General features: G+C 41.2%; 15 protein-coding genes. 10 read left to right on the top strand and 5 right to left on the bottom strand.

Going from position 1 to position 15,067, the window contains the following annotated elements:
- Positions 1-56 precede the first annotated feature (56 nt).
- Positions 57-2,498 (bottom strand): EAL domain-containing protein, encoded by a 2,442-nt coding sequence (locus ACXAH2_RS04870; RefSeq protein ID WP_475077052.1) that lies wholly within the window; start codon positions 2,496-2,498, stop codon positions 57-59.
- Positions 2,499-2,649: 151 nt separating this feature from the next.
- On the opposite strand from ACXAH2_RS04870, the gene moaC reads away from it, so the two are divergent.
- Genes moaC through ACXAH2_RS04855 form a run of 3 tightly spaced genes read left to right on the top strand, consistent with a single transcriptional unit; the run spans position 2,650 to position 3,826 of the window.
- The gene (gene moaC / locus ACXAH2_RS04865) at positions 2,650-3,138 is read left to right on the top strand and encodes a cyclic pyranopterin monophosphate synthase MoaC (protein WP_475077051.1); all 489 of its coding nucleotides are present in this window, start codon (positions 2,650-2,652) and stop codon (positions 3,136-3,138) included.
- Positions 3,122-3,379, top strand: coding sequence for a MoaD/ThiS family protein (locus tag ACXAH2_RS04860; protein WP_475077050.1), 258 nt, complete (start codon positions 3,122-3,124; stop codon positions 3,377-3,379). The genes moaC and ACXAH2_RS04860 overlap by 17 nt, the downstream gene beginning before the upstream one ends.
- On the top strand, positions 3,380-3,826 hold the full coding sequence (locus ACXAH2_RS04855) for a molybdenum cofactor biosynthesis protein MoaE (RefSeq protein WP_475077049.1): 447 nt from the start codon (positions 3,380-3,382) through the stop codon (positions 3,824-3,826). It begins immediately after the preceding gene.
- Between the two features lie 104 nt (positions 3,827-3,930).
- On the opposite strand, the gene ACXAH2_RS04850 is transcribed toward ACXAH2_RS04855, so the two are convergent.
- Complete coding sequence (locus ACXAH2_RS04850; RefSeq protein WP_475077048.1) at positions 3,931-5,178, bottom strand: tyrosine-type recombinase/integrase; 1,248 nt, start codon at positions 5,176-5,178, stop codon at positions 3,931-3,933.
- Between the two features lie 302 nt (positions 5,179-5,480).
- Here ACXAH2_RS04850 and ACXAH2_RS04845 point away from each other — a divergent pair, with 302 nt between their 5' ends.
- Positions 5,481-5,759, top strand: coding sequence for a hypothetical protein (locus ACXAH2_RS04845; RefSeq protein ID WP_475077047.1), 279 nt, complete (start codon positions 5,481-5,483; stop codon positions 5,757-5,759).
- 52 nt (positions 5,760-5,811) lie between these two features.
- The gene (locus tag ACXAH2_RS04840) at positions 5,812-6,084 is read left to right on the top strand and encodes a hypothetical protein (RefSeq protein ID WP_475077046.1); all 273 of its coding nucleotides are present in this window, start codon (positions 5,812-5,814) and stop codon (positions 6,082-6,084) included.
- A 71-nt stretch (positions 6,085-6,155) separates the two neighbouring features.
- On the opposite strand, the gene ACXAH2_RS04835 is transcribed toward ACXAH2_RS04840, so the two are convergent.
- Entirely contained in the window at positions 6,156-7,574 is a 1,419-nt protein-coding gene (locus tag ACXAH2_RS04835) for a M48 family metallopeptidase (RefSeq protein ID WP_475077045.1), read from the bottom strand.
- Between the two features lie 32 nt (positions 7,575-7,606).
- Here ACXAH2_RS04835 and ACXAH2_RS04830 point away from each other — a divergent pair, with 32 nt between their 5' ends.
- Both ACXAH2_RS04830 and ACXAH2_RS04825 read left to right on the top strand, forming a co-directional pair.
- Positions 7,607-7,867: a sulfurtransferase TusA family protein gene (locus tag ACXAH2_RS04830; RefSeq protein WP_475077044.1), complete on the top strand. Its 261-nt coding sequence runs from the start codon at positions 7,607-7,609 to the stop codon at positions 7,865-7,867.
- Entirely contained in the window at positions 7,861-8,937 is a 1,077-nt protein-coding gene (locus tag ACXAH2_RS04825) for an AI-2E family transporter (RefSeq protein ID WP_475077043.1), read from the top strand. The genes ACXAH2_RS04830 and ACXAH2_RS04825 overlap by 7 nt, the downstream gene beginning before the upstream one ends.
- 45 nt (positions 8,938-8,982) lie before the next feature.
- On the opposite strand, the gene ACXAH2_RS04820 is transcribed toward ACXAH2_RS04825, so the two are convergent.
- Complete coding sequence (locus ACXAH2_RS04820; protein WP_475077042.1) at positions 8,983-10,656, bottom strand: alpha-amylase family glycosyl hydrolase; 1,674 nt, start codon at positions 10,654-10,656, stop codon at positions 8,983-8,985.
- 152 nt (positions 10,657-10,808) lie between these two features.
- Between ACXAH2_RS04820 and ACXAH2_RS04815 the strand changes: the two genes are divergently transcribed.
- On the top strand, positions 10,809-11,963 hold the full coding sequence (locus ACXAH2_RS04815) for an MFS transporter (protein ID WP_475077041.1): 1,155 nt from the start codon (positions 10,809-10,811) through the stop codon (positions 11,961-11,963).
- Positions 11,964-11,989: 26 nt separating this feature from the next.
- Here the strand turns inward: ACXAH2_RS04815 and ACXAH2_RS04810 are convergent, their stop codons facing one another.
- Positions 11,990-12,874, bottom strand: a complete 885-nt coding sequence (locus tag ACXAH2_RS04810; RefSeq protein WP_475077040.1) for a LysR family transcriptional regulator — start codon at positions 12,872-12,874, stop codon at positions 11,990-11,992.
- A 93-nt stretch (positions 12,875-12,967) separates the two neighbouring features.
- Between ACXAH2_RS04810 and leuC the strand changes: the two genes are divergently transcribed.
- Positions 12,968-14,395 carry a 3-isopropylmalate dehydratase large subunit gene (gene leuC / locus ACXAH2_RS04805; protein ID WP_475077039.1) on the top strand — a complete coding sequence of 476 codons (1,428 nt, stop codon included), beginning with the start codon at positions 12,968-12,970 and terminating at the stop codon, positions 14,393-14,395.
- A gap of 8 nt (positions 14,396-14,403) precedes the next feature.
- Positions 14,404-15,054: a 3-isopropylmalate dehydratase small subunit gene (gene leuD / locus ACXAH2_RS04800; protein ID WP_475077038.1), complete on the top strand. Its 651-nt coding sequence runs from the start codon at positions 14,404-14,406 to the stop codon at positions 15,052-15,054.
- The last annotated feature ends 13 nt before the right edge of the window (positions 15,055-15,067 follow it).

The following is a 15,067-nucleotide window of genomic DNA, read 5'->3' as shown; positions in this document are numbered from 1 at the left end:
TTAAGTGGCACAAACTCTTATCTCAAAAATGAGCATATAGAATCTGAGTGATTGTTTTACATACGGTTTTGTTCGATTAATTGCTGGAGGTATTGCTCCGGTGACATGGGCTTAAAAAGGAAATAGCCTTGACCTACTTCACATTGCCATTGTTTGAGTGTATTCAAGGTGGCTTCATCTTCAATGCCTTCAGCAACGCTGCTGATATTGAGTTGCTGACACAAGCGAATCATATTCTGGCAAAGATATTGATTAGACTCTTGTTTGAATAATCCCATGATAAAAAATTGGTCTATTTTTAGTTCATTGGTTTTTAATGACACCAAATTCAACATAGAACTGTAGCCAATTCCAAAATCGTCAATGGATAATTTAAAGCCAGCGGCATGCAATTTATCGACATTTTTTTGCACAACGTCATCATTATGAAACATACTGGTTTCGGTGATTTCAATTGTAAAATGCTGTGGATTGAGAGCGAAGCTGTGAACGTCTTTGGTGACTTTGTCGGCAAAGTCAGCGCGCAATAAATCCAGTGCCGACACATTGAGCGATAAGCTGGTATAAGCCAGTATCGATTGATTTTGGCTGGCCCAAATGAAAACTTTGTTAAGCAGCATTTCAGTTAATGGATAAATTAATCCAGATTGTTCAGCCAAAGGAATAAATTCGGCAGGAGAGACTTGTCCTAATTGATCATTCTTCCATCTTAGTAATACTTCGCCACCAATGATTCGATTGCTCCTTAAGCAAATTTGAGGTTGTATCTGATAATCCAATTTGGCGTATAAAATATCTTCTCTAAGCAAGGTTAAAATGGTCAATTGTTTAGCATAATCTTGTTTTAATTCATCTGTATAAGCCACCCAGTTACCAGAAGAAAAAGTGACTGAATTGTGAGCGATAAGGGCATTTTGATAAAGCTGATCTAAAGAAGTTGCCTGACTTGGAAACAAGGCACTACCTATTTTATATTGATGTCGGAACTGAATTTTATTTAATAGCATAGGGGATTCGAGAGCGGCTTGAATTCGAACAATCTGAGAGGCTAACTGATCAGGTGATAAGCTGATGATAGCTATGTTTTTTGCCGTCATTCGAATCATTTTTTTATGACTATTATCCGGTAAGATGAAAGACAAAAGGTTGGGCATTGCTTCTAATTGCCGATGAATATCCAACATGAGTTCTTGCATGGCAGCATCGGCTTTTGCGGGTCCTAAGGCTTGGCTAAATGTTTGGTGATTAAAGATATCAATATTGATCAAAGCCATAGGCTGCTGACTGTTCAAACGAATCTCAATCTGGTTGGGTAATTCGTCGTAGTAAAAAGAGCGATTCGGTAATCCAGTGGGTTGGTCTGTTAATAACTGCAATTGACGATTACGATCACTGTGTTTGGCTTTATCAGCTAAGGCAAATGAGAAGCCTAGCAATTGGATAATACTGAATATAGGGAAAATAGCCGTGGTGATTGGGGTAATTGGAATTAACTGCCAGAACAGCATGGTGTTGAGAATTGAGCCAGCAATAAGAAAAAGCCAAGAGAATAAATAGAAACGTACCACTATAAAGCCTTTGTTTAACGCCTTGATCCCCCAGTATGTACAAGAGATAAAAAGAAAGACTTCAATACCAGCAAAGAGTAATGCACTGGTTTTGGTTTTAAATAGTGATACACAAACCAGAAAAAGAATGAATATCCAGTCACCGTAACGTGAAATGATGCTTTTGGCGGATGGTACGTTCACCTCTTTTAGAAAGAGGAGGCTGAAGCGATACAAGACCCATGCGCCCAAACCAAATACATAAAAAATGTTTGCGACTAGCCATTGACTAATAAATTCAGGAAACAGCCAGCGGTTAAAACCATTGGTAACGGAAATGGCAATAAAGATCAAAGCGTTAAGTGCTAAGTAATAGACAAAGCCTGGCTGTCTTAACATGTTAAATACTAAGGCATTATGAGCCAATAAAATGAGTAAGGCACTGATAATCGCAGTCCAGAAAATGAGCTTTTGTTGGCGACTTTGTTCGGCTTCATTGCTGTCAAGAATTTTTAGTGGTGTGAGTAAGGGGCTACTACCAGCCTTGCGAATCAATACCGTTGTTTCATTAAAAGGTGAAAGAGTAATTGGGATGAGAATGCCGTCGTAAATGTTGGTTAATTTGTTCCAGTTTTGCAGTGCGCCTCGTTGCCATTGATCGACTAATTGACCATCATGAAAAACATAAAAGGTTAGTTGTTCAATCACATAATAATCTAACTCTAAAAAAACAACTTGTGTGTCAAAAGGGTAGGCTTTAGGGAAGCGAATTCTATGCCAGTACGCTGAGTCAGAAAAGCCTTGTGACCTTTGATATAGGCCTGATGTGTAAGACTGTGTTAATGCTTCTCGTGCTGTAATGGACGATGTCTCAATAAAGGTTGGATAAGCATAGTGTGTTTGCTCAATGAAGGAATCGTTTCCCCAACTAAGGTATGAAAAGAGGAGCAAAAAGCAGCTAAGAAGAAAAGACTTAATACAATTCATACGGACAACTGACTCATAAAATTGACACAAAATGTCAAGTTTAGTCTTGCAATCAAAGTGTGTTTCTTAAAATATAGGTGAAAAATACCAATCTGTAGACTTTTTTAGGACATTTATGAATGACACTTTGACCCACCTTGACCATAATGGTCATGCTCACATGGTGGATGTCTCCGATAAGAATCAAACCAAGCGTAGTGCGACAGCTCAAGCTTTGGTGAGTATGCAAGCATCAACCTTGAGTAAAATATTGGCAGGTGGATTAGCGAAAGGTGATGTGTTAGCCACGGTGCGCATTGCAGGGATACAAGCCGCTAAAAAAACCTCTGATCTGATTCCCCTATGCCATCCATTGATGCTGACGAAAGTAAGCGTGGATATTAAACAACTTAGTGCCACTCAGTTAGAAATATTGTGTACCTGTGCCTTGTCAGGCAAAACTGGGGTTGAAATGGAGGCCTTAACTGGAGCCAGTGTGGCGTCCTTGACTCTTTATGACATGTGTAAAGCGGTTGATAAAGGCATTACCATTGAAGAATTAAAACTCTTAGAGAAGACGGGTGGCAAGAGCGGTGAATGGAGAGCAAATGATGACAAAAATTAACGTCGTTTTTTTTGCTTCATTGCGTGAGCAGATAGGCATTTCCAGTTATGTATTTGATCTTATTGACGAAATGTCAATTAGTGAGTTGAAGCATGCTCTTGCGAGTCACTTGGAGCAGGGAAGTTTGCTGTTGTCCGAGGGTATTCAATCTTCCATTGATTTTGAATTCAGTCGTGATATCGATAAGGTGACCCATGACAGTAGAGAAGTGGCTTTTTTCCCTCCGGTAACGGGAGGGTAAATGATCCAAGTTCAGCAGGAAGATTTTAGTGTTGAGACACTTTATCGAGGATTGCTCAGCGATAATATTACGGGTGCGGTGGCTATGTTTGTTGGCTTAGTACGTGATTTTGTTATTGCAGAGACAGAATCCAGCTATTTTGAGCTGGAGCATTATCCGGGGATGACAGAACACAACCTACAAGCCATTGTAGAGCAAGCACGAGCAAGATGGCCTTTGATCAAAGTTACTGTGGTTCACAGGGTGGGGCGCTTGGCGATTAATGATCAAATTGTGTTTGTTGGTGTCAGTGCATCACATCGAGCGGAAGCTTTTCAAGCATGTGATTTCATTATGGATTATTTGAAAAGTCGAGCTGCTTTTTGGAAGAAGGAGACCCAAGGCGAACGGAGCCAATGGGTTTCAGCGCAAGAAAAAGATGAACAGAGTCTAAAGCGTTGGGAATAAATGATAGAGACTCGTCCCCCATATCACTTCTAAACGAACACACTTCTTCCATGAAGATAAGGCATTAGAGCAAGGCTGGAACCGTTGTCATCGTTATTGGACTCTTAATGTGGCCGTAAACTTTTCTTGCGTCCACTGGCATGACGTTCGCGGTATTCTGTATCTATGTATTTGTCAGTGGTCGCCATACTAGCGTGCCCTGCATCTTCTCTAACATGCTCTTTAGGGCGAATTTTTACGTCTTCTGAAATTCCTGTGTGTCGAAGCCAGTGCACCGTAGCCACTCGTAAATCTTCTGCATCAGCTTGCATGCCATCGGCACACATACGTTGATAGGCTTGATCAAAACAAAACTGAACTATGTTGCGAACTTGTCTCGTGCTGGTCATTGCACCTTGGCCACGATTTTTGGGAATCAAGGCTGTGTTTTCGGCAACCGTTGGTAAACTGGGTAAACCACGAAAACGACGGTAGCGGGTTAACGAATCTAGCATATCATCGGATACGGCAACCAAACGTTCTTTGTTTCCTTTCGATAAGACTTTAAACCACCAATGCCCATCGGCGTCTTTGGTAAAATCGCCCATGATCGGTGCTGAACGTTCATCCGCTACCAATTCAGAAATACGTAAATACATGCCAAGTAAAGCATTCATGATAAAAAGAGTACGTTCATGGGTATGGGGATCTTCTTCAGCCAATAATTCGGCGGTTTCGATAACATAGTCCCATTGAAGATTAGAGATACGGCGGATTTGTTTGCGTGAGATTTCTTTTTTAACAAATTTACTTTTTTGACGTATCAAGGCAACGGGATTTTGATGCACCGCATCTTCCTGCATTAAAAAGCCATAGTAAGAAGAAAGGATAGAAAAGGTTGCGCGTATGGCGGCTTGTGACAAAGCGTGGGTTTTGGTTTTTGGTGTATCACCATTTTTAAAGGCCAGTTTACTGACATGAGCGACAAAAGGGCGCCACTCCTTATTTGGCGTTCTTTCTCCCATGTGCAATTTGAAACGAGCGACATTTTTGGTTCCTATCCAATCTACTGGTGGCTCAATACAAAAATGAATGAATTCCTCAATTTGCTCGCGTCTTAGTTCATGAGTTGGACTATTTGCCATATGCCAAGACCACAAAAGTAATCGTTCGACTTCTCTGCGATAAGAGTTAAAAGTGGCCTGTGAGCCGTTGTAACTGTAGATAAAGCACAAAGCTAACTGTAAATCACGACGATATTCTGGCTTGTGCAAAAGGACACTATGTTGACTTAATGAGCCGGCTATCGTCTCAAACTGGGTAAAAGGGTTTGGTAGGTGTTCTAGATTGTCTATCAGTGCAATAGGTGCCATGGTATGTCTTCAATCATTAGTGGTCTTGTTATTCTTAATCAAGTCGCTTTGTATCTCAAGAAGAATAAAAAGTTCCTTGAAAATGATTTTTTTAGAGGATTAATTTTTTATTCCTTATTTTCTGATTTTAAGGGCGTGTTTTTGTGAAATCCCTTCAATTGTGCGATTTTTTGTTCGTATTTTGAAAGAAAATGGAAACGAGTATGAAGGGGTTTTTAATTTATCTGAAGGGACTACTATATAAAAACCAAAGCAAAACAGCTTTCAGATTAAATACATTAAAAACCTCTAAGGAGTTCAATATGAAAATGTTAACTAAAGCCACTTTAACCCTTTTAACTGCAACGGTAATGACTTCTGCTTTCGCTGCGTCAGATGACAACTATTCAGATCGTATCCAAAGTACCAAGGCAGGCATTGAAGCTTTATCAAATACTTTGGAAAACATGGGGGCAAACGTGGATGTTTCTGTTGATTTGAATGGTGCTTATACGCCTTCTCAAAAAGAAGCTGTTTACAGCGCTAAATATGCTGAATTACAAGATCAATTTGATGCGCTTCATAATCAAGTTGCGGAATAAATTAAAAGATTATTTTTCTGATTAAACTCAATGAATCAAAAAGGATATTATTATGAAAACTTTAAATAAAACACTTTTAGCATTGGTTACTACAGCAGTATTTTCTAGCGCTGCAATGGCCGCTTCTGATGACTCAGCTTCAGACCGTTTAATGAGCGCGCGAGGCAGTGTAGAAGCGCTGGCAACAACACTTGAAAACATGGGAGCTAACGTTAATGCTTCTGTTGATCTAAATGGTGCCTACACACCGTTTCAGAAAATTGCTGTTTACCAAGAAAAGCATGATGAATTACAAGCGCAATTTGATGCATTGCACGCTGAATAATTTGTTTGATGATGATAAAGCCTTGTTTATATTGTGAACAAGGCTTTTTTATTTATCAATAAAATAAATGTCTAATTTTTCTCTTCTTTTAAATCTTCTAATTTTTCAGCTAAAATTATACTGTTAAATTTTTTATTAGCTGATTTTAATAAATCCAATTCATTATTCTGGGAATTTTTAATGGCTCTGTCTAATAAGATCTTAGCCGTTTTTTCTTTCCCACGGTTAAAGTCTAATAGGGCGCGATAGTACAGAGGCATGCTTTTATTATTGATGCTTTGATAAAATTGAATATTGGCTCGCCACACTGCTCTTTTCTCGTATAAGTATTCAGCCTTTAAATTTTTAGGTTGTGTTTGGGTTAATTGTGCATTGAGCATGGAGAAATAAATGTTTTCGGGTGCTAAATTTAATGCCTTCTCAGTGACTTGAATAGCAGAATCGATTTGTTCAGAAGCGGCCAAACTTAATGCTAATAAATATTGACTGTAACGATTGTGTACTTCTGTTTGCTGAAGATAACCAAGGGCGCGCTTTGGGGATTGAACCAAATAGGCAAACAAAGCTTTAGCGAAGTAGCTGGCATCCTTGTGGTGTATTTGTTGATCCAAATACAGATAAGGCTGGTCTTCCAATCCTGCACGATAGGCTAATAAAGTGGCACGAAAGAACTCAAACTCCGTATGATCTTTCTGGTGTAATAGGGTCTCTTTGGTGGTTGTACTAAAGGTATCTGACATACGGGATTCAGGGGATGGATGAGTGGATAAAAACTCTAATTTTGGTCTTCCTAGAGCCCTTTTAAAAAAAGCCTGAAACAATTGTGTCATGCCGTTTGGATTTAAATCTGCTTGTTGTAAATAATCGCGACCCCGTCGATCGGCTTCTTGTTCTTGTTGACGACTGTAAGTCAATTTGTTTTCGGCTTGATTGGCAATACCACCGAGCCAAAGAGCTGAGGTTGTATCACCACCAGCACCCGCTAATGCGGCAGCGATACCGGCACCTAACATGACTAAGGTTTTTTGCAATTCTTCATTAGAACGCTGTGTTTGTCTTTCATAATGTTGTAAATCTAAATGGGCTAATTCGTGAGCGAGAAGTCCTAGTAACATATCTTCATTAGTGATCATCTCCATAATGTCGGAATACAAAAACATATGATTACCAGGGATCACAAAAGCATTGCTCTGTGAACTGTTTAAGAAGGTGAGCTCCACTTGTTTATTGTATAGGTCGGTTTGTGGCAAGAGTAAGGCAAGTGTGTCTTTGAAGTAATCATACGCAGGTGGAAAATCAATTAGGGCGCGACTGCCATTTAACTTGCGAAACCAATATTGGCCTAAGACATAAGATGGGTTGGAGAGGGATCTTTCGTCTTTATTGGCTTCAAGGTTTGGGAGGCTGGCTTGACTAAGAGGTGTGTAAACAGTAAAGAAAAGCAGCAGAACAAGTGTCAATTTGGTTGTAACGACAGAAAATAGTCTCATAATAAGGCGGTCAAATTTTAGAATTTTCATTTATGATCGAACAGAATCTTCAGTATGACGTAATCTTAGATGCAAGAGAAGACAGATGTCCTATGCCATTGCTTAAGGCTAAATTAGCTTTAAGTAAAATGCAAAATGGACAAATTCTTCAGCTGATCACCTGTGATTCAGGGTCTTTAAAAGACGTACCATACTATGTGAAACAACAAGGTTATCAACTATTGTCTTCGTCTCAAGATGAAGATGAAATTTGTTTTATTATTCAAAAGGAGTCTGCGGATTCATCATGCTAAAAATAGTTGACGGATTGATTAAGCGTTACTTTTCTAACGAAGAAGTCGTTGTCTTTTTACTTTTGTTAGTGACCTGTATAGGGGTATTAGCATTCTGGGGCGGTATACTGGCGCCAGTTCTGATCGCCACTGTGTTGGCTTTTTTGTTACAAGGTTTGGTTGAGCGTCTGCAAGGTATCGGGCTTGGGCATATTGCTTCGGTATTAATAGTGTTTTTAGGCTTTTTGACCAGTTGTGTTGTCTTTATCGGTGTCATGGTACCTATTATTTGGCAACAAGCTGATCGTTTTTTTAAAGATGCACCAAGAATGTTCACAGATCTTAGGGATTTTGTGCAAAAATTTGCTGAAGGGCACAGTGAAATTGTCAGTCAAGATGCCATAGATGAAGTGATCAACTCTTTAGCAAATGAATCGACTAATCTTGGTCAATGGATTGTTTCTTTCTCATTATCAAGTATACCTTCTTTATTTTCCCTTATGATTTATCTGGTTCTGGTGCCCTTGGTGATCTTCTTTTTATTGAAGGATCAAAAAGCCATTTTGACGTATCTTACTTCTTGGTTGCCAAAAGAAAGAAAAATGATGCAACGTATTTCTCATGAAATGAATGAACAGATTGCCAATTACATTCGTGGCAAATTCATTGAAATGATTGTCGTGGGTGTAGTGACGTATGTGGTGTTCCTATTATTTGGTTTAAGGTACGCTGAATTATTGGCGTTATTAGTTGGTTTATCAGTTTTGATTCCTTATATTGGCGCGGCAGCGGTGACCATTCCTGTAGTCTTGGTTGCTTTCTATCAATTTGGTACGCAAAACGAATTTCTTTATGTGGTCATTGCCTATCTTGTCGTTCAGGCTTTGGACGGTAATGTATTGGTACCCTTGCTTTTTTCTGAAGCGGTTAACTTGCATCCGTTAGCAATTATCATAGCGGTATTGTTTTTTGGCGGTATTTGGGGATTTTGGGGGATTTTCTTTGCGATTCCCTTGGCCACATTGGTCAAAGCCATCATCAATGCTTGGCCAGACGATAAAGAGATAATGGAACAATCCAAGGCAGAATAATTTTTACTGTAAAATGGAATAAAAAAACGAGTGGTGTGCTTATTTTTAAACACCCCCCTCGTTTTTTTTAACAAGCTCATGGGGAGTGAATGACTTGACAGCAAGTTCAGCCATCACAAAACTGAAAGCTGGTAATGTCAGGCTACGCTTACTGACTTTTCCGACTGGCAAAGAGTGAGGCAAGTCGATGGGGGTCAAAAGCCAAGATGATTCATAGTGAAATTCATTATCGCCAAGATTAATGGCGATCATACTGGATTGTGTTTTGCTGTATCTTATGAAGACTAAACTTTGTTTGTCAGCATGAAGAAACTTAATGTCACCATCAATCAGCTCAGGTCGAGTTTTACGGAAAGTTAAGAAAGCTCGGTATGCCGCTAAACAGGAATTTGTATCTTGTTCTTGTTGTGCCACATTTAACGAGTAATGAGATTCGGCAACAGGCAACCAAGTGCTGTCTGCTTGGCTGAAACCAGCATGCTGATTCTGATTCCACGGCATTGGGGTTCGACAACCATCTCGCCCTTTAAATTCTGGCCAAAAATTGATCCCAAAGGGATCTACCAATTGTTCAAAGTTTAACTCTGCTTCGTTTAAGCCTAATTCTTCCCCTTGATAAAGGCATACGCTGCCGCGCAAAGAGAGTAGCAGTATCATATAGAGTTTGGCTTTCTCAAGACTGTGCTGATCTTTTCCCCATCGGGTGACCACACGTTCAACATCGTGATTGCCAACAGACCAGCAAGGCCAACCATCTGCTAAACCCGTTTCTATGCTTTCCATAGTTTGGCGAATATGAGTCATAGTGTTGTCATGAGTCAGCAAATCAAAGGAGTAACACATGTGCAATTTGTCACCACCTTGACTGTATGCCGCCATGGTTTTTAAAGAAAAGTCGCAGCCAACTTCACCGACTGTGGTGGTATTGGGATATTGATCTAATAACTGACGTAGCACTTTTAAGAAGGCTAAGTTTTCCGGCCGAGATTTATCGTATAAGTGCAGCTGGTAAGCATAGGGGTTATCTAAACGTACACCAATACTGCCTTCCTCCACTTTCTCTTTAGGAGGGTTGTTACGTAATTTTGTATCGTGAAAATAATAATTTGCAGTGTCCAGTCGAAAGCCATCTACACCACGTTTTAGCCAAAATTCAACACACTCTAGAATCCCTTTTACTACATCGGGATTATGAAAATTTAGATCGGGCTGACTGTCGAGGAAATTATGCAAATAGTATTGTCTACGACGACTGTCCCAACGCCACGCTGGACCGCCAAATACCGAGAGCCAATTATTAGGGACAGTACCATCAGGTTTGGCGTCAGCCCAAACATACCAATCGGCTTTGGGGTTGTCGTGATTTTGTCTGGATTCAATAAACCAAGGGTGTTGGTCAGATGTGTGGTTTAAAACCTGATCAATGATGACTTTAATGTTTCTATCATGAGCCGCTTGAATCAAATAATCAAAGTCGTCTAAGCTGCCGAAAAGGGGATCGACATCACAAAAGTCTGCCACATCGTAGCCGAAGTCTTTCATGGGGGAAGTGAAAAAGGGAGATACCCAAATGGCATCGATTCCTAACTGGGTTAAATAATCCATTTTTTGGGTAATCCCAGCCAGATCACCAATGCCATCTTTATTGGTATCCAGAAAACTACGAGGATACACCTGATAAATCACCGCACCACGCCACCACGCTTGATTCGTCGCCATTGTTTTTACCTACGTATAAGAATAAACAGAGAGTTTGATGGGTTGTTATTATTTTGGTTGGATCGTGCTTTTTTGTCCTATATGCAGCATACTCAATGGTTAGGGATTTTGCATAATTATCATTGTGATTGATCACAAATTTTGGAGCTAGGATGTTTTCGCAAAAAGCTCGACCTGTAGCTTGGCCATTGTTTTTCTTTTATTTTTTCTTTTGTTGCTTGATTGGTGTGATGATGCCTTACATATCGGTTTATTATAAATCGATTGGCTTATCGGCTTCTGAAATTGGTCGACTCATGTCCACTTTTACCTTATCTGGTATTGTCATTCCGCACTTTTGGGGCTGGCTAACCGCTAAGATGGGGTTACCTAAGCGTATTTTACAGGTCGCGGTTATTGGTTGTTTTATTGCTCTTTTGCCTTTTAACTGGAACAAGGAATTCGAAAGCCTGTGGCTACTGACTTGCTGCATGGCTTTATTTTATTCAGCGCTTTTACCAATGACAGACTCACTGGCTGTTCGCAGTATTCGTCGTCTTGATGTGCCTTATACACGCTTACGGGTAGGAGGCTCTATAGGGTATGTGGTTGCTGTCGCAGCGGGTGGTTTTTTGATTGGACAATTTGGTGCTTGGATCGTCATTCCCACTATGTGTGCCTTTCTAGCATTAGCTGTGGTCACCATTTTCTTTGTCAAAGAACAAGCTTATGAAGTCAGTCAGAATAAGGAACATGTGTCATTTATGTCCTTGCTGAAAGCACCTGAATCCATGTTGTTTTTTGTTTTGGCCTTTTTGGCTTTCATGTCCCATGCGCCTTTTAATATTTTCTTTGCAGTACATTTAGAAAACGCTGGATATTCGGGGGAGGCCATCGGACTTTTGATGGCGTTAGGTGTGGTCATTGAGATCATTTTATTTCTTTTTTTTGGTAACACAGTAAAGCGCTTTGATGTGGTTCATTTGGTGATTCTGTGTTTTGTCTGCGGCATGGTTCGCTGGTTTTTGGTGGGTTGGTTTGCGGATGTACTGGTCATTTTGATTTTTACGCAAATGTTGCATTGCATTACCTTTGCTTTGTTTCACATGGTGTCGATTGAGCAAATTCGTCGCCTATTTCCAGAGCGTTATGCAGGGCAAGGTCAGGCGATGTATAGTGCCTTTGCTATAGGCTTAGGAGGTGGGCTGGGGATGGTGCTCACAGGGTATTTGTGGCAATGGGCGGGCGGCGCATGGGCTTTCACCGCGGCGGGAATGGTCAGTGCGGCGGCGTTAGTGATTATGTTAATGAGCCAGCGTAGCCATTAGACATTCATTTAATTTGATCCAATTCTTTATAAAGGTATGTTCGCGTCGGTTTTCAATAACTGAATAAAGGCATTGGCAGCTCGACTGAGTGTTTTTTGCTTATGATGTAACACCCCCAATTTACGTTCTACATTTAAATCAGGAAAGTTCAATACACACAGTCTGTCGTCGACCATAGTGGATGGCAATAGCGACCACCCCCATCCAATGCTGACCAACATGGCGAGGGTTTCTAAATTATTGGTATTCATACGGACTTGAGGTTTCAAGTCTTGTTTGCCAAATACTTGTTCCGCGATTTGTCTGGTAAAGGTATTTTTATTGGGCAAAACACAGGGGTATTGAGCCAAGTCGATCAGGCTAATATTTGTGTTTTGCGCTAAGGGGTGATCTTTACTTATGACACAAGTTAATGGGTCAGACCAGATAGGAATCGCCTCTAGTAATTCATGGGTTTTGTTGGAGAGCGTAATGACAGCGAGCTCGGCATGGCCTTTGAGTACTTGCTGATATGCTTGTTCGGACTGGGTGAAATCAATTTCTAATTGTGCTGCTGGGTATTCTAGCTGAAAGTGTTTCAAGCTTTTAGGCAATCTGTGTAAGCCAACATGATGGCTAGTCGAAATACGCAATTCGCCACTGACGTCTTGCATTTGCAGTGTCATACTGCGTTTGATGTCTTCTAAGTCTTCCGCCATTTTTTGTGCTTTGGGCAACAGGTTCTGACCGGCCTCGGTAAGCAGGACCTGTCGACCAATGCGATCAAATAATTTCACATCAAGATTGTTCTCTAAGGCCGCAATGCGTTTGCTGACGGCAGGTTGTGTGACAAAAAGCTTATCCGCAGCCTCTGAAAAAGAAGCGGTTTCAGCTACTTTTATAAAGGTAAGTAGTTCAGCAATATCAATCATTCCAAAAAATAATCCAAAATATGAAAAATATGAATTTGAGTAATTTAAGCCAAAGTTTTAGCATAGCGCAATAAGATTTTTAGGAGAGAACTTATGGTCGGTAAAACCCTATATGACAAGTTGTGGGACAGCCACCTTGTACAGCAAAGAGACGATGGCAGTGCGTTGATATATATCGACTTGCAGCTATTGCATGAAGTGACTTCACCACAGGCTTTCGAAGGCTTACGTATGGCGGGACGCAAACCTTGGCGTACTTCTGCCAGTTTGGCCACCCCAGATCACAATGTGCCAACCACTAAGAAAGAGCGTATTTCAGGCGTCGATGGTATCGAAGATCCTGTTTCGAAAATTCAGGTGACGACACTGGATGAAAACTGCGCTGAATTTGGTATCACTGAATTCAACATGAAAGACATTCGTCAGGGCATTGTGCACGTTGTTGGGCCAGAGCAAGGTGCGACATTGCCGGGTATGACTGTGGTATGTGGTGATTCTCATACTTCAACTCACGGTGCTTTTGGAGCGCTTGCACACGGTATTGGTACTTCTGAAGTCGAGCATGTTTTGGCGACACAATGTCTAGTGCAAAAGAAAAGCCGCAATATGCTAGTGCGTGTTGATGGTGAGCTTTCTCCTTGGGTATCAGCGAAAGACGTGGTGTTGGCTATCATTGGTGCCATAGGTACCGCAGGTGGTACAGGTTATGCCATCGAATTTGGTGGTACTGGCATTCAATCTTTGTCAATGGAAGGCCGTATGACGGTATGTAACATGGCCATCGAAGCGGGTGCTCGTGTTGGTTTGATCGCTGTCGATGATACCACTATCGAATACGTTAAAGGACGTCCATATGCGCCAAAAGGTGAGCAATGGGAAATGGCTGTCGCGGCTTGGCAAGATTTGGTGTCAGATGAGGATGCTAAATTTGACGAAGTGGTGGTAATCAAATCAGAAGACATCAAACCCCAAGTGACTTGGGGAACCTCTCCTGAAATGGTCATTGCCATTGATCAACCGATTCCACGCCCTGAAGATCAAACTGACCCTGTGAAAAAAGAAGGTTACGCTCGTGCTTGGAAATACATGGGCTTGGAAGGCAAGACCACGTTAGCCGATGTGACTTTGGATCGCGTTTTCATTGGCTCTTGTACCAACTCACGTATTGAAGATTTGCGCATCGCCGCAGAAGTAGTGAAAGGGCGTAAGGTCGCATCCAGCTTGAAACAAGCCATTGTGGTGCCAGGTTCTGGTTTGGTGAAAGCGCAAGCTGAAAAAGAAGGTCTGCATGAAATTTTTGAAGCGGCCGGTCTTGAGTGGCGTGAACCTGGTTGTTCTATGTGTTTGGCGATGAATGCAGATAAGTTAGGTAATGGCGAACACTGTGCTTCTACCTCCAACCGTAACTTCGAAGGTCGCCAAGGCTTTGGTGGTCGTACGCATTTGGTTAGTCCTGCGATGGCCGCAGCAGCAGCGATTGCTGGTCACTTTGTTGACGTTGGCGAATTGGTTAAACACTAGGAGTAATTATGCGTCCATTTACAAAGCACACAGGTTTGGCGGCTCCTTTGGATTTGGCAAACGTCGATACGGATATGATTATCCCGAAACAATTTTTGAAGTCGATCAAACGTACCGGTTTTGGTAAGAATCTTTTTGATGAGTTGCGTTACGAAGACGAAGGACAACCTGATCAATCATGCGAAGGTCGTCTTCTACGTGAAGACTTTGTTTTAAACCAACCAAGATATGCGGGTTCTAGTGTATTACTGGCACGTCAAAACTTTGGTTGTGGCTCTAGTCGTGAACATGCGCCATGGGCGTTGGATGACTATGGGATTCGTTCCATCATAGCGCCAAGTTTTGCGGATATTTTTTATAACAACTGTTTTAAAAACGGTTTGTTGCCGATTATTTTGCAAGCAGAAGAAGTGGATCAGTTATTTGTTGAAGTGACGGCCACAGAGGGTGCGACCATTGATATTGATTTAGAAAGCCAAACGGTGACTTCACCTTCTGGTGCGACCTTTGAATTTTTGGTTGACCCCTTCCGTAAGCATTGTTTGCTGAATGGTTTGGATGATATTGGTTTAACCTTACAGGAAGAAGAGCGTATTCGTCGCTTTGAAGAAAAGCGTATGCAGCAGGCTCCTTGGTTATTCATGAGTCGCGAACAATAATTTACAGAGTAAG

Source organism: Marinomonas sp. ABL3_031 (assembly GCF_056161265.1).
This window is presented reverse-complemented; position numbering and strand designations above follow the sequence as displayed.